This window comes from Mycobacterium sp. NGS39 (genome assembly GCF_059812765.1).
The window spans coordinates 127,113-150,200 of sequence record NZ_JCALDH010000004.1 but is presented as its reverse complement, the minus strand read 5'-3'; the positions used below and the strand labels follow the sequence as shown (position 1 = coordinate 150,200).

Here is a 23,088-nt window from a genome sequence, read left to right as displayed (position 1 = left end):
CGCTTCGCGCCGAACCGATTGAGAAATAACGGGTTTCATCGCTCGGCGAGCACCTCTTCGTCGGTCAGTGAAGCGACGTCGAGGTAGTGGCGCGCGATCGCGGCGAGACGCTCGGGCGTGCCGCGCTGCGCTTCGCGGGCGGACAGCCGTTCCGCCAAGCGCGCGACGGTGCGGGTGGCGAACAGGTCGGCGACCAGCGCATGCTCCACGTCGAGCCAGTCGCGGACTCTGGCGATGACGGCGGTGGCCAACACCGAGTCGCCGCCTGCGGCGAAGAAATCGGCGTGGACTCCGACGGAATCGATGCCCAGCACCTCGGCGACAATCGTCGCGAGCGCAGCCTCCACGTCGTTGCGCGGTCCGCTGTCTTCGGGTTCCGGGTCGCCGTTCTCCAGCAGCGCCGCCACCGCGCGGCGGTCCAGTTTGCCATTGGCAGTCAAGGGCATTCGCTCGAGGAATACCGTGCGGGCCGGAATCATGTACGCCGGCAGCAGGTCGGCGACAGCCGCTGCGACGTCGCCCGCCTGGTCCGGGTCACCGGTTACCGCGGCGACGAGTTTGGGCGCAGTACGCCCGATTACTGCCGCGACGGCATGGCGCACGCCCGGCACGGTACGAAGCGCGTTCTCCACCTCGCCGAGCTCCACCCGGTACCCGCGGATCTGCACCTGGTTGTCGGCGCGGCCCAAGAACTCGATGGTGCCGTCGGGCCAGTACCGGGCCATGTCACCGGTCCGGTACCAGCGAATGCCGTCGTATTCCACGAAGCGAGCGGCAGTCCGTTCGGGGTCATTGCGGTATCCCGCTGCGACATTCGCGCCGCCGACCCACAGTTCGCCGGCCACCCAGTCCGGGCAGTCGCGGCCTGACGGCGACACCACCCGGCACCGCACGTTGCGCAGCGGAACACCGAACGGGACCGTGGTCCAGTGTGCGGGCGGGTTTCCCGCCACTTCACAGATCGTGTGATGGATCGCCGTCTCGGTTGCACCGCCCAGCCCGGCGAACCGGCATCCGGGCACTTGCCTGGCCAGTCGGCGGGCCAGATCGGCGCTCACCCAGTCGCCGCCGAGCGTCACCGCGCGCAGCGAATCCCCGAGGCGATCACCGCCGAGCTCCAAGACCATCTCGAGCATGCTGGGTACGCAGTTGAGGATCGAAACCTTGTGCTGCCGAAGCAGATTGACCCACGTGGTCGCGGCCGCGCGCTGGTCGGCGTCGACCGCGACCACCGAGCCGCCCACTGAGAACATGCCGAAGATGTCGTAGACCGACGCGTCGAATTCGAGAGCCGACAACGCGAGGACGCGGTCGGTGTTGCCCACCGTGAACCAGTGGTTCACGGCGTCGATGGTGTTCATCGCCGCGGAGTGCGGCACCTCGACGCCCTTGGGTAGTCCGGTCGAGCCGGACGTGAAGATCACGTACGCGATGCCGGCGGTGTCACCGAACACCGGTGCCGCCAGCGGCTGCGGATGGTCGCGAGCCGTGTCGATCGACAGACACGGCACCGAGCCGCCCAGCTGTGCGCCGTCGACGGTCAGCGCGGCGACGACGTCGGCGGTCTGCAATATCGCGGCACGCCGCCCGGCGGGTTGGTCGAAACCGATGGGCACGTACGTGGCCCCGGCGGCCAGCACCCCCAACACGGCCATCACCTGGTTCTTGCCTTTGGGCAGGTACACCGCGACCGCATCGCCCGGACGCACACCCTCGGCTCGCAGAGCGCCCGCGACCGCCAGCGCGCGCTGCGCCAGCTCGCGGTAGCTCCACCCCCCGGTCGCGTCGCCCAACCCCCAGACCACCGCCGGCGCGTCCGGTGTGGACGCAGCATGCTCGAAGAAGCCTTGATGCAGGCACCGGCCGCTGACCGGACCGTCCGTCGCGTTCACCTCGGCGCGCCGTCTGGCCTGTGCGCCGGGCAGCGGCACCGCCGCTTGGGCGTCCCATCCGGCGTCGCCCGCACACAGCCGCTGGACCGCCTCGGTGAAGCTGGCGAACATGGTGTCGATCACGCCGGCCGGAAACGCCGACTCACGGACGTCCCAGTTGACCAGCAGACCGCCGCGCAGCTCGGTGACCTGGGCGTCCAGCAGCACCTGCGGCCCTTGCGAGATGATCCACACCGGCTCGCCGAACGTCTCGACGACGTCGCCGGCGAAAAGCTCGCCCAAATCCAGGGCGCTGGTGAACACCACCGGAGCGAGCACCGGCTCGCCACGGTGCCGCCCCAGGTCACGCAGCACTTCGAGACCGGAATACGCTGCGTGAGAACCGCTTTCGTACATCTGCCGCTGAATGGCGCGGGCCCGCTCGGCCACCGATACGCCGTCGGCGACGTCGACTTCGAGCATGACCGACGACGTGAAGTCGCCGATCACCCGGTCGATGTCCGGGTGCACCGATTCCCGCTGAAACAGCGGCACATTCAGCAGGAACCTGTCCTGGGCCGACCAGCCGCCGATGGTGTCGGCGAACACCGCGGCCAAGGCCATCGCCGGCGTGATTCCACGCGCGTGGGCCCCGGCCACCAGCCTGTCCTTGGCGTGCGGTGCCAGCCAGTGGTGGTAGCGGACGGTGCGATGCGGCGCCGTGCGCTGGCCGACCGGAACCGTGGGAAGCTGCGGCGCGGTGGGCATGTCGGCCAGCCGCTGCTGCCACCAGCGCTTGTCGCGCTCCCGTGCAGCGCTGTCGTCCGTGCATTCCGTGCGGTAGCGGCGATAGGTGTAGCCGGGCGCGCGCAGTGCGGTGCCGCGATACGCCGCGGCGAGATCGGACACCAACACGCGGTAGCTCATCGCGTCGCCCGCCAGCATGTCGACGTCGAGGTGCAGTCGGGTGCGGTCCTGGCCGTAGCGCGTCACCGTGACGTCGATGACTTGGCCCTGCTCGATGGCCAAGCGCTGGTGCGTTCTGACGTCGCGCATCTGCATCAGCGTCGCGTCGACCACGTCCGCCGGCCGGCCGCGCAGATCGACGACACTGAACACCGGCCGCCCCGGCGCCGGCATTGTCTGCTGGGTGCCGTCGGCCAGGAATCGGGTGCGCAACATCGGATGTACGGCGACGAGCTCGGCCACCGCACGCTCCAGACGCGCGGGATCCACCCCGGCACCGTCGAATTCGACGTACAGGTGGGCCGCGACGCCGCCGAGCTCCTGTTCATCGTTGCGGCCGATCCAGTATGCGTGCTGCATGGTGGCCAACGGGAACGGCGCCTCGTCGGGTTCCACCGGCGCCGAAGGCAGAGATGTTGTGTCGCTTGCGAGCTCGTGCCCACGCAGCATCTCGTGCCACGACGCGACGGTGGGGTTCGCCGCAAGTTGGGCGAAGGTGACATTGGCTCCCTGTTTGCGCCACTGGCCCGCCAGCGCCATCATCCTGATGGAGTTCAGCCCCAACTGGATGAGATCGTCGTCGTCGGCGATGTCGCCCGAGAAATCCAGATGAGCGGCCACCACAGCACGGATCTGGTCCTTGCTGACGGGGCGGCCGTCACCTCTGTCCTGCAGCGGCATTGGGCTCCTTCCTACTGCGCGACGCCGGCGGCCAGGGCGGCGACGCTGCGCTGCCACAACTCGGTGAGGCGGTCGATGTCGTCGCTTGCGAACAGTGCATCGCTGTAGCGCCAATTCGTGATCAGTTGTGTGCCTTCGGCAGTCGCCCCGATGAACACGCTGATGTGGAGCGCGAAACGCAGCGGCAAATCGGGCTCCGGGTCGATCGGCAGAGCGTCGAGGTACGGTCCGGTGACCAGCGACCAGGGCTGATCTGAGTGCCCGGCGAAGTCGAGCCGACCCAAGTAGCTGAATTGGATCTGCGGTTCGGCTGCGCCGTGCAGGTCGGGGATGCAGTCGACATAGCGAAGCAGCCCGTAGTCGAGCCCGTCGTTCGGGAGAGCGTCGAGCTCGCCAGTCACCGCGGCGAGCAGCCGACGTCCCCTATGCGGATCCGCTTGCGCTTCGTGCACTTCCACCGCTGCAGCACCGCCGCCCAGCCGCACAGGGAACGCGGTCGTGAACCAACCGACGGTGTTGGTGGTGTCGGCGTCCACGACAGCGTCGGCGCGGCCGTGGCTTTCCAGCGCGACGAGTGCACCGGCCGCCGGGTCCTGGCCGCGTTGGCGCCGCCAACTCGCAACCGTCATTGCCGTTGCCGCCAACAGGAATTCGCGCATGCTGTCGGCTTTGGCCGTCAGGATGCGTTCGGTCAGATCTGCCGACGTGACCACCGGAGTCACACGCAGTGTGGACCAGGTGTCGCGGGTGGGGTCGGGGTGGCGCGCACCCAGCGCCGGATCGGGGCCGTGGACCTGCGCCGCCCAGTGGTCGCGCTGAGCGGCCACGTCAGGTTCGGTTGCGCGCTGCCACATGAGCTGCGACCACCGGCGATAGGAGGTGAACTCTGGCAGCATCTTCGGCGTCTCGCCGGACACCACGGCGCGCCACGCCTGGCTCAGATCGCTCAAGATGATGTGCCATGAGACGACGTCGACCGTGAGGTGGTGTGCGGTCAGCAACAACATCGGCCCGGTGCCCTCGCCTTTGAACCACAGCGCGCGCACCATTTCTCCAGTCCGCGGGTCGATCTCGTCCATGACGTTGCGGGCGCACTGTCCGATCGACGGAGCCAATTGGCCGATGCCGGCGCCGGTCAGCTCCACCTCGGTCAGCAGATCGGCGGCGCGAACGACGCCGGGTTCGCGCGTCACCAGGCGCGGCCCCTCTTCGGTGTCCACCAGTATCGACCGCAGGGTGTCGTGTCCGTCGAGGAGCGCCTGCAGTATCGACTCGATCGTCGGACGGTCGATGTCATTCGGCAGTCGGATCAACACCGCGTGGGTGAAGCGGCGGTAGTTGCCGTACTCGAAGAGCCACGACACCATCGGCAGCGGCGGCACTTCCCCGTACTCGGCGTGTGCGTCGGCGGTGGCGGCGCCGGTACCGTCGTCGATTGCGGCAGCCAGCTGGCGAATCGTCGGATATGTCAACACCATTCGCGGCGTGACAGCGTGGCCGCGCCGGCGGGCCCGATTCACCAGTGAGATCGCCACGATGCTGTCGACGCCGAGTGTGAAGAAGTCGTCGTCGATGTGTGGGACCACGCCGTTGAAAAGCTCGGCGAACACCTGAGCCAATGACCGCTCCGTCTCGGTGCTCGCCGACGCCGCGTTCGTGTCCTCGTGCCGGGACAACGCCTCCTGCGCCAGCCGGTCCAGCTCGTGGCCGTCGAGCTTGCCGTTGGCGTTCACCGGCAGGCGGGGCACCGCCACGATCCGGCCGGGCACCATGTAGGAGGGCAGCCGCTGCGCGAGCGCGGTGCGCACCCGTGCCGGCTCCGCTGCTGTATTGCCTTGCCAGACAACGAAAGCGACCAGGCCTGCACCGCCTGCCCGGCGCACCACGGCAACCGCAGCATCGTCGACTCCCGGCTGGCTGCGCAGCGCGGTCACGACCTCGTCGAGCTCCACCCGGTAGCCGCGGATCTTGACCTGCGTATCCCGGCGCCCGACGTAGGCGTATCCGCCGTGCGGCAGCCGACGAACCAGATCCCCCGTGCGATACATGCGGTGGCCCGGGCGCAGCAGGTCGGCGACGAAGTGTGCGGCGGTTGCCGCCGCGTTGCCGACGTAGCCGCGGGTCACCTGGGCGCCGGACAGATACAGTTCGCCGACGGCGCCATGGGGCACTGCTCGCAGCATCGAGTCCAGCACGTACGCCGCCGTTGAGGCGTTGGGCGTGCCGATGGTCGGTGCCGGATACTGCTTGACCGCCGCGACCACCGCTTCGACGGTCACCTCGGTAGGCCCGTAGCAGTTGTAGACCGCGGTATCGGGCAGGGCGCACAACCGCTCCCACATGGCCGTGTCGATCGCTTCGCCGCCCAACGCCAGCACCGCGAGCGTCCGCCGTGTCAGGCCAGCGGCGCTGAGCTGCGCATACATCGACGGGGTGGTGTCGATCATGTCGACTGCGTGGGTGCTGATTTTCGCGACCAGCCGGTGGGCGTCGCGCATCTCGTCGGCGTCGAAGAGGACAAGTTCATGTCCGTCGAGCAGGCCCACCATCGGCTGCCAGGACGCGTCGAAGCTCAGCGACCATGCGTGCGCTATGCGCAGCGTTCGGCCCAGGCGGGCGCGCGCGGGCCGGTAGACGCGGTCGCGGTGATCGGCGAAGTAGCTCAGCAGCGCGGCGTGAGTACCGGCCACACCTTTGGGTTCACCGGTTGAGCCCGACGTGAAGATCACGTACGCGCACTGCCCGGGATGACGACGAACTTCGGGCGCTGCGGCAGCGCGCCCCGAAATACGTTCGGCCACATCGGTGTCATCCAGCACCAATGTCGGTACGAGGCCTCCCGTCAGGTCCGCGCACTGCGACTCCGTCACTGCCAGCACCGCGGCGGACTGGCGCAGAATCGCCGCGATCCGGGGAGCCGGCAGGGTCACGTCCACTGGCACATAGGCGGCACCGGCGGCGAGTACCGCGAAGATCGTGACGATCGATCGCGCGGAGCGCGGAAGGGTCACCGCGACAACGTTTTCCGGGCCGACGCCGAGCTCGGCCAACTCCGCGGCGAGCCGGCACGCGCTATCGAACAGCTGGGCATAGGTGTAGCGCTCACCGCTGGTCGTCGTCAGCGCCAGGGCGCCGGGAGTGTTGCGGACTTGCCGCTCGAACATCTCCCACACTGTGCGGTCTCGAGCGGGATGCGTTGTCGGTGGCCGCAGTTCGGCCTTCTCGGCCGCAGTGAGAACATCCAACGCGTCGGGGCTGCGGTCGCCGGAGCCGGGAAGCTGGCGCAGCACGCCGAGCAGCCGCGCACCGATGTCGGCCGCCGAAAGGTGCGGCAGCGCCTCCGGAATCGCTTCGACGAGCACCAGCAGTGCGTCACCGCTCATATGCGATACCACCGTCAACGGGTAGTGCGTGAGGCTCTCCATTTGGACCGGCCGGAATCGCACGCCGTCTGGTGTGGTCGCCGGGCGGACCGCGTCGGAGATCGGCGCGTTCTCGAAGACGAACAGCGTGTCGAACAACGCGCCCTGGCCGAACTCACGCTGGATCTCGGCGAGGCTCAGGTAGCCGATGTCCCGCATCGCCGACAGCTCGCGTTGCAATCGTGCACACTGTTGCACCACCGACCCGCTGCGGTCGACGTGGTGGACGACGGGCACGGCGTTGATGAAAAGCCCGACCATCGATTCCACCCCGGGCAGCTGCTCGGGACGGCCGGACACCACGGTGCCGAAAACGACGTCGCGGCGGTCGGCAAGCCGGCCGAGCACCACAGCCCACGCGAAAAGTACCGCGGTGTTGAGCGTGAGCCCATGACGCGTTGCCCACTCGCGCAGCAGTGCCGTGTCGTCGGGCGGCAGCACAAACTCGGTCTTCTGCGGCACGCGGCCTGCGGCGGGAACCGCACCGTCGGCGAGCATCAGTGGTGCGGACACTCCGCTCAGATAGTCGATCCACTTGCGGATCGCCGCCGACGTGTCCTGCTCGGTGAGCCAGACGATGTAGTCACGGTAGGGCCGCGGCTCCGGTAGCCCGTCTGCGGATCCGCCCGCTCGATAGACCGCGAGCAGCTCGGTGAAGAACACCGCCAGCGCCCAGCCGTCCATGAGGATGTGGTGGGCGGTGAAGATCAACCGGCGCTGCGCGCCGCCCGGGGCGCTGAGCAGGACGGCTCGCAGCGCCGGACCGCGGCCCAGGTCGAATGGGCGCCGCCGCTCGGAGCGGGCGATTGCGTCGAATTCTGTTGGCAGAGCGCTACGTTCGGTCCATGGCAGCTGCGCCCGGCTGGGGATGATCTGCACCGGTTTCGGCACATCGCGGTCCCAGAACGCGGCACGCAGATTCGGGTGGCGCGCCAGCATGGCCTGGGCGCTTCGCCGAAGCAGGTCAACGTCAAGCGGCCCGTCGATGTCGATCTCGAACTGCATCGTGTAGAGGTCGAGACTGTCCTGCGCCAGGCGGTATAGCGCAAACAGCCCTTGCTGCAGAGGACTGAGCGCCAGCACGTCCTCGATCTGCGGCGACGCCACGGTCACGATTGCCGCTGCCACGCGTCGGTGAGCTCCGCCAGCGCATCGGCGCTCAACCCCGATGCGCTCATCGGAACGTAATCACGTTGTGGCGCTGCGTCTTTGGTCGCTGCCGGTGCTATCGGTATGTCGCTGGCGGCGTCCACTGCTGCGGCCAACTCGGCTACCGTCATGTGCTCGAACACCATGGCCGGAGTCATGCTCAGTCCCTCGGCGCTGGCCCGGGCCGCCCATTGGACGCAGATGACGCTGTCGCCGCCGAGCGCGAAGAAATTGTCGTCGGGGTCGACGTCGGTGATGTCGAGCAGCTCTTCCAGCAACCGGGTCAACGTCCGCTCCGTTGCGGCCGACCCCCGCGCCGGCGGTTGCTGCGGGCCGCTGACCGGCGGTGCCGGCGGCGCCAGCAGCCTTTCCATCTCCGCCGCGGGCAGCACCTCCACGGCGGATACCGGCAGATCGGGTCGTGTCGCGAAGGCGTCGAGGACGGTGCGGAAGGCGTCGGCGATCAGTGCAACGGTGTGCGGTTCGTAGAGATCGGCATTGCCGACCACCCACACGTCCAGCCCGCCGTCCGCTGTCGCGTTCAGTCCCACGTTGAGGTCCAGATACGAGACGTCCAGCTGCATCGGAAGCGAGACGACGGTGGTTTCGCCGGTGCCGGTCAAGTCACGCACCTGCAGCGCCCAGTCGTCTCCGCGATAGTTGATCATGGTCTGGAACAAGGGGTTTCGTGATCGTGACCGGGCCGGGTTGAGTGCCTCCACCACGCGTTCGATGGGCACTTCCTGGTGGCCGAACGCATCGAGTACGGTCTCGCGGCTGCGGCCGACGAGTGCGCGAAGGGTCGGATCGCCGGACACGTCGTTGCGCAGCACCACCATGTTCGCGAAGAGGCCGACCAGGTTCGCCGTCTCTGGGTCGACCCGGGCGGCCACCGGGGTGCCGACCGGGATGTCCGGTCCGCCGCCGAGTTTGTGCAGCAGCACCGCCAGAGCCGCCTGGTGGACCATGAATTCCGTGGCGCCTTCGCGTTCGGCGAGCCCCGTGAGTGCCGCCCGGCGGCTCGCCGGCAGCGCGAAGTGGACCACCTCGCCTCGTGTGCCCAGCATTCGCGGGCGGGAACGGTCAGGCGCCACCGAGATTTCCTCGGGCAACCCGGCCAGCTGTTGACGCCAGTGCGCCAGCTGCGCCTGTCCCCACGCGCTCGGGCCATCGAACTGATCGCGCTGCCACAGGCAGTAGTCGGCGTACTGGATGGCAAGTGGTTTCCACTGCGGTGCCGTGGCATTCCGGCGGGCGCGGTACGCGACGACGAGGTCGTCGAAGACGATGCCGAGTGAGACGTGGTCGGCGACGATGTGGTGTACGAGCAGGTACAGCACATGGTCTTCGGGCGCGACCGTCAACAGTGTCGGCAGGATCAGCGGGCCGGACTCGGGCCTGAGAACCTGGCGACGAAGCTGTGCGATCGCTTGGTCGACTGTCGCCGCGCCGACGTGCCGGACCGCCAGATCCACCTCACGTGCCGGATGCACGATTTGGTAGGGAACACCGTCGTGCTCGTCGATGTTCGTGCGCAACGCCTCATGTCGCGCCACCACATCATTGAGTGCGCCGGCCAGAGCGGCGGTGTCCAGCGGCCCGTCGAAGCGAAGCGTCAACGCCATGTTGAACGCGTCGCTGGGGCCCTCCATGCGGTACTGGAACCACATCGCCAGCTGGGAGTGGGACAACGGAAGTCGCTGCGGGCGAACAGGTTTCGCCATAGTGGGCCGTGCTGTCTTCTGCTCGCAGCTGCTCGACTGCCCGGCGAGCACGGCCGCCAGCCCCGCGGGTGTCGGAGTGTCGAACACGGCGCGCACCGTCAGCTCCGCTTCGAACTCGGCACGGATCTGGGCGACCAGCCGCGCGGCCAGCAGGGAATGCCCTCCGAGTTCGAAGAACGAGTCGTCGGCGCCGACACGCTCGCAGCCGAACAGCTTGGCGAAGATCGCGCACAATCGGCGCTCGGCCGCCGTCGCCGGCTCGCGATAACGGCCGCGCGCGACGGGAGTGGGTGTCGGCAGCGCCCGCTTGTCCACCTTGCCGCTCACGGTCAGCGGTACCTCCGGGATGACTGCGAAAGCGCTGGGCACCATGTAGTCCGGCAGCGACTCGGCCGCGTGGGCACGCAGCTCTTCCAAATCGGGAGCAATGCCGTCGACGGGCACGACGTAGGCGACCAGCGTCGGTCCGATCTCGGTGTCCTGGGCGACGACGACGCAGCGTCTGACCGCCGGATGGGCCGCGATCGCAGATTCGGCCTCCCCCAGCTCGACGCGAAACCCGCGGATCTTGACCTGCTCGTCGGCGCGGCCGACGAACTCGAGTTCACCAGACAGGTTGCGTCGCACCAGGTCTCCGGATCGGTATAACCGCATGCCCGAGCTGAACGGGTCGGCGACGAATCGCTGTGCGGTCAACCCCGGCCGCCCGAGATAGCCGCGGGCGAGCTGGTGGCCGCCAAGATACAGTTCGCCGACCACCCCCGCAGGCACCAACGCCAAGTCCTCGTCCAGCACGTAGGCGTAGACGTTTCGGTTGGGTACACCGATGGGCACCACAAGTGTTCCGTACGACGCCGTCACCGGCATGTGCGTCGAGCAGACCACGGCTTCGGTGGGGCCGTAGTGGTTACGCAACTGCGCGTCGAAGAAGTCTGGGAACTTGTCCGCGACCTCACCCGGCAAGGCCTCTCCCCCCACCGGGACCAGTCGCAGCTGTCGCCATTCGTCGGCTTGCGGCATCTCCAGCAGCGTGGCGAGCATCGATGGCACCATGTGCAGCACTGTGACGCCGCGGCGCCTGATCAGATCGGCGACATAACCGACGTCGCCGAACGCGTCGGGCTTCGGCACGATCAGCGCAGCGCCAAGCGACAACGTGACGAAGATGTCCAGCAGCGACGCGTCGAAACTCACCGACGACGACTGCAGCAACCGATCCTCGGCGGTCATGCTCCACTCCGCGACGAAGCTGTCCACGTGTTCGGCGATCGCGTGGTGTGCGACTGCGACGCCCTTGGGCAGGCCGGTGGATCCGGATGTGTAGATGACGTAGGCCAGGTGCTGCGGCAGCAACGGGCGAGCACGCTCGGTGTCGCTCACCGCATCATCGGGCAGAAGCGTGGCGGCTGCCTCGGCCTCCCGGTATTCCGGCGGTCCCAGCACAAGCCTCGGCTGCGCGTCGGCGAGCAGGTAGGCGACGCGGTCGGGCGGGTAGGCCGGATCGATCGGCAGATACGCCGCGCCGGCCTTCAGGACAGCGAGCACTGCGACGACGAACTCCACCGACGTGGTCATGCGTAAGCCGACGATGTCCTCGGCGCCGATTTCACGGCGAATCAGCCAGCGCGCCAGCCGGTTTGCGCGCCGGTGTAGCTGCCGGTAGGTCAGCTCCTCGTGCTCCGACACCACGGCTGGCGCATCAGGCGTCGCCGCCGCGGCCGCTTCCAGCAGGGCGACCATCGTGGTGGCGGGGGTGGCCACCAGCGCCCCGTGCGACTGCTCGAGTACGCGGGTGGACTCGTCGGCGCTCAGCATCGCCACGCCGCCGAGGCGACGTCGCGGTTCGTCGATCGCGTTGTGCAGCAACTGGGCGTAGTGCGACAGCATCTGCTCCACGACTGCGCCGTCCACGGCGCCGGCCTGGTAGTCGAACTCGACCGAAACGCCGTCGGCGCCTGACACAACCGCCAACTCCAGCGGCAGCTGCGCGGTTGCTGCGCCCAGCTCCAGGTGCTGGACCGCGACACCGTCGAGGTGCATGTCGTAAGCACTTGTGCGCGTGCTGAATCCGAGCCGGACGAGCTGCTCCATGCCGTCGCGGCCCGTTGTCCTGGCCGGGTTCACTTCTCGTATCACGCGGTCGATGCCGACAGACTGGTGGGCGAACGCACCGAGACAGGTTTCGCGTACGGCCTCGACCACCGAACCGAAGGTGTCATCCGGGCGCATCGAGATCCGCAGCAGCACCGTGTTGCCGAAATATCCCAGGGCGCGCTCAGCAGGCGCCGGCCGCTCGGTGACCGGAACCGACACCAGGAACTCGAGCGCGCCGGTGTAGCGGCGGACCAACGCCGCGAAACCTGCGAGCAGCACCATGAACGGCGAGGCGTGCCGGTCGCGACCGAAGGTTTCTACGCGGCGGTACAGGCCGGCGGGCAGCGGCTGGCTTCGGCGTTCGGCGCGCTTGGTGAAAGCTGTTGCGGCACCGCCCGGAAGAATCAACGGTTCCGGCAGCGGCTGCAGCGTGCTGCGCCAGTAGTCGACGTCGGCCTCGCTGGGCGGTGCGGGCGGTGCCAGCACAGCGGCCGCAATGTACTGCGGGCCATGGCCGCCCGCCTGGCTGCCGTTGTAGGCGGCGCTCAGATCACCGAAGAAGACCGCCCAGCATTCGTCGTCCCAGCAGATGTGATGCACCACGAACAACAGGACGAACTGGTCAGCGCCGGTGCGCAGCAGCGTCACCCGCAGGGGCAGCTCGTTGCTCAGGTCGAATGGTCTGCCGCACTCCTGGTGGGCCAAGACTTCCAGCGTTGCCGGCTCGGCATCGTCGGCGTCCCCGACCAAATCGACTGTGTGCCAGGGTATTTCGACGTCGCTACGCACCACTTGGTACGGCTCGCCGTCGGCGTCGACACCGTAGGTGCTGCGCAAAACGGTGTGGCGGGACAGCACCTCGTCGAAAGCGCGGCGCAGCCGGACTTCGTCAAGGGCGCCCGTCAGCCGGAACGCGACCCCGATGTTCAGCGTGGCGTCGGACGGGTCCATGCTCTGCAGAAACCACATCCGCCGCTGGCCGGCGGAAAGCCGGTAGGGCTGGCCCACCCGGACGTGTTGCTGCTCAGCCGATCTCGGAGCGGCTAGGCCACTTTCGGCGATGCGCCGGCGTAGTAGCTCGCGGCGGCGGTCGTGCACACTCTGGGCGTCCTCTGCCATGGCCCGTCGCTGTCTCCTGAGATTGTGTGCGTCATCCGTCACCACCAAGGTTCTTAGCATAGGCTAGGCTAACTAGCCAAGGCGAGGGAGACCTGATGACGAACGCGGCGCGGGCAAGCGCATCGGTGGGTGCAGCGGACGTGTCGAAGTGGCGCACCGTTCTCGAGCACGAAGCGTTCCCCGGGGTGTTCGCGTTGCACCCACTCGATCCCCATGGCGACCTCGACCTCGTCCACGGGTGGATGAACGACCCGGACGTCGCCCGGTTCTGGAAGATGGCGTGGCCGCGCGACCGGATCGCCGATTATCTGCGCCGCCAGTGCCGCAGCACACATTCCACCCCGTATGTCGGTGTGCTCGATGGCGTTCCGATGAGCTACTGGGAGCTCTACCGCACCGATCTGGACACGCTGGCTCAGCACTATGCCGCCCGTGCGCACGACGCCGGAGTGCACTTGCTGGTGGGTCCGGCGCAGTGGCGGGGCCGCGGAGTTGCGGCGGCTCTGCTGCGCGCGGTCTCCGGCTGGCAGCTGCAGGCCGACCCGCACGCCACCCGAGTAGTTGCGGAGCCTGACGTCGACAACGAGCGGTCAGTGCGGGCGTTCGAGCGCGCAGGCTTTCACCGCTCAGGCGTGCTGGAGCTGCCGAACAAGCGGGCCGTGCTCATGGTTCGTGACCGCGGTCGGGGCTGACGGAGACTCCCGCTATCAAGTCCGGGTTATGTTAGCCTTCGCTAAGTTTAGGCCCTTCGCGCTGAATTCGACACGGCGATCGAGAGAGGCGGTGCTGCATGCGCGCATTGGGTTGGATTCGCCAATTCCACCAACCCCCAACACCGGAATGCCCCCCGCTGCTTGTCTTTCCACACGCCGGCGCCGGGGCATCGGCCTACCGCACGTTCTCGAAAGCACTCAGCGCGACGTTCGACGTCCTCGTTTTCCAGTACCCGGGGCGGCAGGACAGAGCAGCCGAGCCGCCGCTGGTGTCGCTGCCCGAGCTCGCTGCGGGCGCTTTCGACGAGTTCCAGACGTCGCCGCACAACCGCAACGTCCCGCTCCTTACGTTTGGCCACAGCATGGGTGCGTTGGTGGCGTTCGAGTTCGTCCGGCTCGCGGAGGCACGCGGCATCGAGGTGCGCCAGCTCTTCGCGTCCGCCGCAGTCGCTCCGTGCTACGCCGCCGCAAAACCGCCTCACCCGACCAAGGACGAGGCGATCCTCAACCATCTCGGCGCGCTGGAGGGCACCGATGCAGGAGTGTTCGCCAACCGCGACGTGATGCGGCTGGCGCTGCCCGTGATCAAAGCCGACTACCAGGCGTTCGACGCGTATTCCTGCGCCGACGACGTCAAGGTCGCCGCGCCTGTCCACGCACTCGGCGGTGACCAGGACCCGATCGTGACGCTGCGCGATCTTTACGGATGGGCGAAGCACACCGACAACCTGGCGGTCACCATGTTCGACGGCGGCCACTTCTACTGGAACCACCACCTCGACGCAGTCGCAGAGCTGGTGGCGACGGGTGCACGGTGCGGACAGACGGCATGACCAAGTCGACCGGCGACGACGATCCGCTCGTCATCTCAGGAATGGCCGTCGAGGCACCCGGCGGAATCGACACCCCGGCCGCATTGTGGACCGCGCTCAGCGAGGCGAAAGAACTGATCGGACCCTTTCCGCGCGACCGCGGCTGGCCGATCGACGACCTGCTGTCGCTGTCGCGACGGGAAGGCTGGGGCGCAGTGTGCGACGCGGGCGGATTCCTCGACCGCGCAACCACTTTCGATCCGGCCTTCTTCGGCATCACCCATCGCGAAGCCACCGTCATGCAACCGCAGCAACGGGTTGCGATCAGGGTGGCGTGGCAGGCCCTGGAGAATGCGGGCGAAAACCCCGGTGCCCTGGAGGGTTCCGACGGCGGGTGTTTCGTCGGCCTGTCGCCAATGGAATACGGTCCGCGCGCCACCACCCCTGACGACTACAGCGGACACCGGATCGCCAGTCTGGGACAGCTCGGGGCAGCAGGCCGCATTTCACACTGTCTTGGCTTGCACGGCCCGTCGATTGCGGTCGACACCGCGTGCGCGTCGTCGTTGACGGCGCTGCACCTGGCTGCATCGGCGGTGCGGGCCGGCGAATGCGAATGGGCCCTTGCCGGGGGCACCTGCGTCATGGGATCACCCGCCGCCTTCTACGAATTCGCCAGACTCAATGCGCTTTCCGACGACGGGCACTGCCGCGCGTACTCCGATGACGCCAGCGGGACGGTGTGGGGCGAAGGTGCGGGCATGGTGCTCGTCGAACGGGAATCGCGCGCGCGGCAACTCGGTCACCGCGTCTACGGGCGAATCCTCGCCGTGCGCACCAACCACAACGGCAAGGGCAAGCCGATCCTGGTTCCCAGGGTGGGCGCGCAGGCGCAGCTGATCCGCAAGACGATCGACGCGGCCGGCATCGATCCGTCCGACATCGCAATGATCGAAGGACACGGCACCGCAACGCTCGCCGGTGATCCGGTAGAGCTGATCGCGATGTTCCAGACGTACGGGGCAGCGGGGTCGCAGGCGTTGATCGGCTCGGTCAAGTCCAACGCCGGACATGCCCAGGCCGCATCGGGAATCCTCGGACTGATCAAGCTTCTGCTCGCCGGACAGCACGGCTACATTCCGCCGACTCTGTTCGCGGACAACCCGACCCAAAAGGTCGACTGGGACCTGACCCGCCTGCGCCTCGCCGCCAAACTTCACCCCTGGGAACCGAGAGACGGCGTGCGCTACGGCGCGGTTTCGTCCTTCGGCGCGGGCGGTGCCAATGCCCACGCGATCATCGCGATGCCTGCCGACGCAGAAGGTGGCGCGGGTGCATAGCTACCGGCTTCCCGACGGCACCGTTCCCGTCCTCGTCTCAGGCGACAGTCCCGCTCTCGTGCACGCCGATGCCGCGGGACTGCTCTCCTATGTGAGTGACCATCCCGACGTCTCGCCAGAAGCAGTCGCCGGCATGGTTTTTCGGAGCCGAACGGGCCGCCGGTACCGGGCCCTGGCGATGGTGCGCGACCGCGCTGGCATGATCACCGCCCTGCGGGCGATCGCCGACGGCCACAGACACCACACGGTGCTACGCGCCGACCGGCCGGCAACGGCGCGCCGGTTCGCCTTCGTCTTTCCCGGACAAGGTGCGCAGCGGCCCGGAATGGGACGGCTGTTCTACGACACCGTGCCCGCGTTCCGTGCGGAAGCCGACCGCTGCGCCGCAGAGTTCGCCCGACAGTTCGGCGAGTCACCACTGGAATACCTACTCGGAGAACAGATTTCCGAGGGCGACTCCGCCTCGGCCGTCCAACCCGCGCTGTTCACCCAGATGGCTGCGCTGGCGGCCATGTGGCGCTCCTTCGGCATCACCCCGGATGTCAGCGTGGGACACAGCCAAGGAGAGATTGCGGGCGCCTATGTCGCCGGCGCGATGACGTTGGCCGACGCCGTGCTCGTCGTCGGTACGCGCGCACGTGCCGCAGACGAGTTCGTCTCCACCGGGTACGCGATGGCGGTGGTGGCCGCGGATCGCGACACATGCGAAGACGCTCTCGCCCGCGAACCTGGCTGGGCGCAGTTGTCAGTAGTCAACGCCCCTGGCCTGCACGCTATTTCAGGCGAGCGCGGCACCGTCAACGCGATCGTCGACGCCTTCGCCGGGCGGGGCACGTTCGCGCGGGTCATCCCGGTCAACTATCCAGCGCACACGGCGCTGATCCACGAGATCGGCGACAAAGTCCGCGCGGCCACCCGGGGCCGGCTGCGAAACGCGGCGTTCCTCCCGACCGGCATCGAATGCCTCGGTGCCACCCTCGGCGGCCCCATCGGTGGCGGTCTGCCGGTCGAGCAGTACTGGTTTTTAAACCTGCGCAATACCGTTCGGTTCGACAAAGCAATCGCTGCCGCGCTCGCACGCGGCGTCGATACATTCGTCGAACTGGCCGAACACCCCACGCTGCAGGTGGCGATCCGCGAGAACCTCGCCGCGTCGCCCGATGCGGACAAGGCCGTCGTGGTGGGTACGTCCGAACGCACGGCCACCGATCTAGGAGAGTTCAGCCGCATTCTGGCCTCACTGGCAATACAGGACCTCGACTATCGGTGGGAGAGCCTGCGCACCGGCGACCACGGCGGCGTGCGACTGCCGCTGCGGGACTTCCCGAACTCCCCGATGAACGAGACACGGCTCTGGCTTCCCTACGAGGCTGCCCCGGCTCGCTACGCTTCGCCACAACCGGCCCGAGACTCTCATGAGGTGGGCGCGCGTCCGCGGCTGCTCGTCGAGACCTGGGTGCGGCTTTCTCACCGGTCCCTGGCGCCCCCTCGCGCCATCGGAATCGTCGACCACACCGGAGCATGCAATGACCTTGCGGCGGCGCTCTGTACCGCCGCGCCCGACACCGGCGCCACAGCCCGCCTGCTCGACGGCGAAAATGCCGGTGTGTCAACCGATCTCGACACTATCTTGGTGTTGCTGCCACCGTCCCCGCCGCTGGACGTCGATGCGGCCGCCGCCGAAGTCGCGACCTTCTTCGCCGACCGGCCGTGGTGGCCCCGACTGACCGGCAGCATCACCGAATGCTGGCTGGTCACTGTCGGTGGCGAGGCCGTGGTCGACGACGACCCGCCCCCGGATCTGGTGCACGCGGCGGCCAGCGCGGGTTTCCGCAGCATCGGCGCCGAACATCCCCGCGTCCGATTCCGCCATCTCGACCTTCCGGCGAAACCGGAAGCTGCCCACGCCATCCTTGCGGCGTTGCACACCTGCGACGAGTCGGAGCTGGCACTGCGCGGCGGCGGGCTCTACGCCAAGCGGCTGGTCGAGGGTGACACCTCACTTCGCCAGCCGTACACCCCGGATCATGTGCTGATTCTCGGCGGCACCGGCAATCTCGGGCTGGAGTTCTGCGAGCACTTCGCAAAGGGGGGCGCACAGCGGATCACGCTGGTGAGCAGATCGGGCGGCAACGCCGACGTCGCGGCGCGCCTGGCGCAGATCCGGTCCGCGACCACGTCGGACATTGAGGTAGTCAAGTGCGACGTCGGCGATCAGACAGCGGTGGCAGAACTGGCCGACGCGCATCGCAACACACCGGCAGACCTGATAATCCATGCTGCACTGGACTATTCGCATTTGGAACTGGCCGACGTGACCGCGGCGAACGTGGACAAGTCGTTGCGGGCCAAGGTGCTTGGCATCTGGCGCGTTCTCGGCGCGTATCCCCGCACCGACCGCTGCCGGATCGTGTTGTGCTCGTCGATAGCAGCGAACGTCGGCGGCCGGGGCCAGGTCGTGTACGCGGCGGCCAATCGGATGCTCGATGCGCTGGCGCACCGGTTACGCGCCGACGGCGCCGACTGCGTCTCGGTGGAATGGGGCCCCTGGACCGTGCATTTCGACCTCGATGCCACCAGCAAGGCGAGGCTGGCTGCTACCGGTGTGCTGCCGATGGCGCCGGCCGACGCGCTGGCGCTGGGCATGTGCGGAGTGCGCGGCAACGCGCTCGTCGTGGCGTTCGACCTCGACACCGCGCGGCCGGTGCTGGATGCCTACGGCTACGGCCCGTTGCTCTCACAGCTGGCATTCCCCGCCGTCCAGTCCGAGCCGGCGGAGCCCGCAGCGGATGTTCCACACCGGTTCGTCAAGCTGCTTGCCGACGTCATCGGTGTCGAGGGCCCCGATGCAATCGACACCTCGGTACCGATGGTGGCGATCGGCCTGGACTCGTTGCAGGCGTTGGAGTTTCACCGCCGTGTCAAGAACGAGTTCGACTATGAGCTGCCGGTCGCGGATTTGCTCGGCGGGGCCTCCACCGCCGACATGCTCGCTGCGCTGACAGCGCGTGTGCCGTGACCTGTCGCGTCAGATGCGCTGACACTGCGCCGCGCCGGTAGATGCTCGAGCGGTCCCACCGAGGTCGGCGCCCAGCACACGATCCGACATCCGCCCCAGACAGCTCAGGTTGGGAAACCCGGGACCCTGGTTGAGGGCGGACAGATTGGGCAGGAACAGCTTCGGCGTCACACCGGTGACGGCCAAATCGTGGCCGATGGATTCCTCCAGCCGCTCGCGGGTGACGGGGCCGCAGAGACTCAGCTCCAATAGGTCCAGGGCGTCTTGGCGCAGCAGGGCCATGAACCACAGCGGGTCAGCGCCGGATCCGTCGATCACGAGATCGAACCCGTGCACTGTCTCCAGCCGTTCACCGATGGTGCCGCTGCCGTGTGGACCGTCGGTGTGCAGGGTGAGCCGGATCTGCCCGTCCCGCTCGACGGCGTGTGCGACGCGTCCGCGCAAGTGCCGAATCCTCTCGTCGGCGAGCAGCGACTCCTGCACGCGGGCAGAGAACACTCCGCGGTCGGTGCGGGCTATGGCGTCTCGCCGCTCGCCGAGCGACAGGCTGTGCCACTCGGTCGGATCGGAGTACAAAGAGTTCTCGAAGAAGCCCTCGCCGCGGGTGAACAGCGTTGCCTGGGGCGATATCACGGTGATGGCCGAAAACCGGTGGTGGAACAGCTCGTTGAGGATCGATGCGGCGGACTCGCCGCCGCCGATCACAGCTACCCGCGCGGCGCCGATGCGTTCCGTGCCCGCGACGCGCTGCCAGAACTGGGCTATCGACCACACTTTCGGATGGCCCGGCAGGATCGAGCGGGCGGGCTGACCCGGGCCGGTCATCATGATCGCGTCCGCGGGAAGGCGCCAATCGCGGGTGTGCACTACCCATTGCGACCCGTCGACCGAGACCTCGACCACTTCCCCGTCAACGACTTTCAAGCCTGCTGCCTCGGCGACCCAGCGCAGGTATCTCGCCCATGTCGCGTGCGGCGGCGACGGCCGACCGCGGTCGACCCAACCCGCGAATTCGCCCGTGCTGACCAGATACGCCTGCCAACTGTGCCGCAGCATCCGCGTGTCGAGCTCGGCGTTGCGGCCCGGTGCGAGCGTCGACCGGTAAGGAAAGCCGACGTCCTTTTCGGGGCTGGTGCCCAATCGCTGCCTGCCGTCTGTCCAGCCGCCCGCGGCCTGCCAGTTGGCCGCAACGCCCCGGCGTTCGACCGCGAATACGTCGGGCGCCGGTAGGCCCATCTCGCGCAGCACTGCCGCCTTCGCCGCAACCGCCACGGCCTTGGCGCCGGCGCCCACGATCGCGATCGTGCCGGTCATCGGTTGTGCGCCGGAGGTTCGGGCAGCGCGGCCCGATCGATCTTGCCGTGGGTGGTGATGGGTATTTCGTCGAGCACCACGTACGCCGACGGCGTCATGTAGTCCGGCAATACCGCGCTGACCCGGGCCCGCGCCCGGTCCACCTCGACCGCGTCGCAGCCGGCCGACGGCGTCACATAGGCCACCAGTGCGCGGCCGAGGCCGGCCAATTCGCGGACGACGACGACGCATTGGCCGACGCTGGGATCGACGGAGACGGCGGAGGCCACCTGACCGAGTTCGACGCGCAATCCGCGCACCTTGACCTGTTCGTCTGCGCGCCCGATGAACTCGAGGTCGCCGCCGGCGTTACGTCGGGCCACGTCGCCAGTGCGGTACAACCGGCCGCCCGCCCGGTAGGGGTCGGCGACGAACCGCTCTGCGGTCAGTACCGGCCGACCGAGGTAACCCCGAGCCAAACAGTCTCCGCCTATGTAGATTTCGCCGATCGCGCCGACCGGTACGGGCTGCAGCATGCAATCGAGCAAATGCACGGTGGTGTTGATCTTCGGCGTGCCGATCGGCACGACGCGATTGCCCTGCTTGCCCACCGCGTGATAGGTCGTCGACGCGATCGTGGCCTCGGTCGGGCCGTAGAAGTTGTGCAGCGGCGCGTCGAACGTGGCGTGGAACTTGTCGGCAAGATCTCCCGGCAGCGGTTCGCCACCAATCGGGATACGCCGCAGCGTCCGCCACTGCGAGCTGCCGGGTAGCGACAGGAACAGCCCCAGCATCGACGGCACCAGGTGCATGGACGTGATCCGCTCGCGCTTCAGCAAGTCGGTCAGATAGCCGACGTCGCGCAACACGTCCCGACTCGGAATCACCAGGCGCGCACCGCGACTCAACGTTCCAAAGATCTCCTCGATGGAAAAGTCGAAGCTGCTCGAGGTCACCTGCAGCACTGTCTCGGCGCCGTCGGCGTGACATACGCCGCTGAACCAGGCGAAGTACTGCGCCACCGAGGCGTGTGTGACGGCCACCCCTTTCGGTGTGCCGGTGGAACCTGAGGTATAGACCACGTAAGCGAGGTTGTCTGGCCGCAGCGGGCTCACCCGGTCGGCATCGGTCGGATCGCTGGCCGGATAGCTGTCGAGCGATCGGGCGACTTCGTGAAGAGGTTCGCGCAGCACGAGTTCAGGTGCCGCGTCGGCGAGGATGAAGTCGATCCGGTCGGCCGGATAGGCCGGGTCGACCGGCAGGTACGCTGCGCCCGCTTTCGCGATCGCCAACGCGCTGGCCACGAGTTGAGGCGAGCGCTCCATGACCACCGCCACCACATCTTCGGCACCGATCCCCCGTGCGATCAGCCAGTGCGCCAGCCGGTTTGCCTGTTCATTGATGTCGCGGTAGGTGAGGTGCCGGCCGTCGTAGGTCAGCGCGACCGCGTTCGGGGTGGCTCGGACTTGACGCTGCACGGCATCGGCGAGGGTGACAGCCGCCACGTCAGTCTTTACCCCGCGGGACACCTCGTGCAGCCACACGGCATCGCGGCCCAGGAAATCCAGTGCCCACAACGGCGTATCAGGTTGACGCACAGCACTTCTCAACAGTCGTTCCAAATGCCTCAGCAATTGGCCGACCAGTGGGCGGTCAAGCACCTCCGTCAAATATTGGGCCTCCACCCGCGCGCCCCCGGATCCGCGTTCGACCATTATCTCGAGTGGCAGTCGTCCTGGCTCACCGTGCAACGCCGTGCGCGTGCACCGCACACCGTCTGCGAACGTAACGCTGCGCGTGCTCTGCGGGTGATCACGCCACCCGAAGCTCAACCGCGCCAAGCTGTCGGCGCCGCGGGGATCCCCGGTTAACTCACGCGCCACCCGATCCAGCGCGTCGCCCTGATGCGCATATGCCGCACTCATGGTGCCGCGGAGATATGTCACAAGCTCCCGAAAGCTTTGTTGCGGCAGCATCTTTGCCCGCAGCAAGACGGGGCCGGCGAAGTAGCCTATCGCCTGACGCGTGTGGTCGGTGTGGTCCGGGACAGCCGCGGCCATCAGGAAATCGTGGGCGTGGGTGTATCGGGTCATGAGCGCGCAGAGCGCAGCGCATGCGACCGCGTCGGGGGTGGTGCAAGTCTCGGCCGCGAGGCGGTCGACCGCAACCATGATCTCGCCGGACAGCTGTCGCATGCAGACCCCGGAACGTCGGGTGCGCGGGACTGCCGCGCCATTCGGGCCTGGAAGTTCAAGGGGCTCAGGCAGGTTCGCCAGTACATTTCGCCAGTAGGTCAGGTCGGCGCCGGAATCGGCTGCGAGTTGCGGCTGCGTCAACGGCACTGCCGGAGCGTTCGAGTAGCCGCGAGGGTCGGCGTAAGCCGCGCTCAAGTCGGTCAGGAATACTGGCCACGACGCGTCGTCCCAGGCGATGCGGTGGGCGACTACCAGCAGCATGTGTTCGGCCTCATTAATGCGGATCAGTGTGAGCCGCAGCGGCGAATCGACGGTCAGGTCGAACGGCATCCCGAACTGCCGTTGCGCCAACACATCGAGCCGCAATTGCTGGCTCTGTCCGGTCAAGTGCGTCAGATCGTGATGCGTCCACGCCGGCGCCAGTGCGCCGATCGGGTGGACCACCAGTGCCAGGCCGGCGAGATCGTCGACCAGGTATGTGGTGCGCAGGATTTCGTGACGTGTGCTCAGCGCCGCGACTGCGTCCTTGAGCCGCGTCGCATCGAGATCGCCGGTGAGCCGGTAGGACGCGGTGACGGTCAGCGCCGCGCCGCTGGCATCGGCGGTGGAAAGGAACCACATTTTCCGCTGGCTGTCGGTTGGTGCGACGTGCCGCAGCACTTCCGGCGTGACACGAGTCGTAGTCAAGTC

9 protein-coding genes are annotated in these 23,088 nt (G+C 67.8%); 4 read left to right on the top strand and 5 right to left on the bottom strand.

Features of this window, described 5'->3' with window-relative positions; all coding sequences use genetic code 11:
• Positions 1 to 35: 35 nt before the first annotated feature.
• Genes AC5Y39_RS07445 through AC5Y39_RS07435 form a run of 3 tightly spaced genes read right to left on the bottom strand, consistent with a single transcriptional unit; the run spans position 36 to position 13,026 of the window.
• Entirely contained in the window at positions 36 to 3,518 is a 3,483-nt protein-coding gene (locus tag AC5Y39_RS07445; protein WP_500048198.1) for a non-ribosomal peptide synthetase, read from the bottom strand.
• Positions 3,519 to 3,529: 11 nt separating this feature from the next.
• The gene (locus AC5Y39_RS07440; protein ID WP_500017081.1) at positions 3,530 to 8,053 is read right to left on the bottom strand and encodes an amino acid adenylation domain-containing protein; all 4,524 of its coding nucleotides are present in this window, start codon (positions 8,051 to 8,053) and stop codon (positions 3,530 to 3,532) included.
• Positions 8,050 to 13,026, bottom strand: coding sequence for an amino acid adenylation domain-containing protein (locus AC5Y39_RS07435; protein WP_500016843.1), 4,977 nt, complete (start codon positions 13,024 to 13,026; stop codon positions 8,050 to 8,052). Before AC5Y39_RS07435 ends, AC5Y39_RS07440 begins: the two co-directional genes overlap by 4 nt.
• Positions 13,027 to 13,121: 95 nt before the next feature.
• Between AC5Y39_RS07435 and AC5Y39_RS07430 the strand changes: the two genes are divergently transcribed.
• The 4 genes from AC5Y39_RS07430 to nbtC all read left to right on the top strand — a co-directional run bounded on the left by AC5Y39_RS07430 (position 13,122) and on the right by nbtC (position 18,910).
• Entirely contained in the window at positions 13,122 to 13,718 is a 597-nt protein-coding gene (locus AC5Y39_RS07430) for a GNAT family N-acetyltransferase (RefSeq protein WP_500016845.1), read from the top strand.
• Between the two features lie 98 nt (positions 13,719 to 13,816).
• Positions 13,817 to 14,572, top strand: a complete 756-nt coding sequence (locus tag AC5Y39_RS07425; protein ID WP_500016847.1) for a thioesterase II family protein — start codon at positions 13,817 to 13,819, stop codon at positions 14,570 to 14,572.
• Positions 14,569 to 15,891 carry a beta-ketoacyl [acyl carrier protein] synthase domain-containing protein gene (locus AC5Y39_RS07420; protein WP_500016849.1) on the top strand — a complete coding sequence of 441 codons (1,323 nt, stop codon included), beginning with the start codon at positions 14,569 to 14,571 and terminating at the stop codon, positions 15,889 to 15,891. The genes AC5Y39_RS07425 and AC5Y39_RS07420 overlap by 4 nt, the downstream gene beginning before the upstream one ends.
• The gene (nbtC, locus tag AC5Y39_RS07415; RefSeq protein WP_500048197.1) at positions 15,884 to 18,910 is read left to right on the top strand and encodes a nocobactin polyketide synthase NbtC; all 3,027 of its coding nucleotides are present in this window, start codon (positions 15,884 to 15,886) and stop codon (positions 18,908 to 18,910) included. The genes AC5Y39_RS07420 and nbtC overlap by 8 nt, the downstream gene beginning before the upstream one ends.
• A gap of 9 nt (positions 18,911 to 18,919) precedes the next feature.
• Here the strand turns inward: nbtC and mbtG are convergent, their stop codons facing one another.
• Both mbtG and AC5Y39_RS07405 read right to left on the bottom strand, forming a co-directional pair.
• A complete protein-coding gene (gene mbtG / locus AC5Y39_RS07410) occupies positions 18,920 to 20,224 on the bottom strand; it encodes an NADPH-dependent L-lysine N(6)-monooxygenase MbtG (RefSeq protein ID WP_500016853.1) in 1,305 nt (434 codons plus the stop codon).
• On the bottom strand, positions 20,221 to 23,085 hold the full coding sequence (locus AC5Y39_RS07405) for a non-ribosomal peptide synthetase (RefSeq protein WP_500016855.1): 2,865 nt from the start codon (positions 23,083 to 23,085) through the stop codon (positions 20,221 to 20,223). The genes mbtG and AC5Y39_RS07405 overlap by 4 nt, the downstream gene beginning before the upstream one ends.
• Positions 23,086 to 23,088 lie beyond the last annotated feature (3 nt).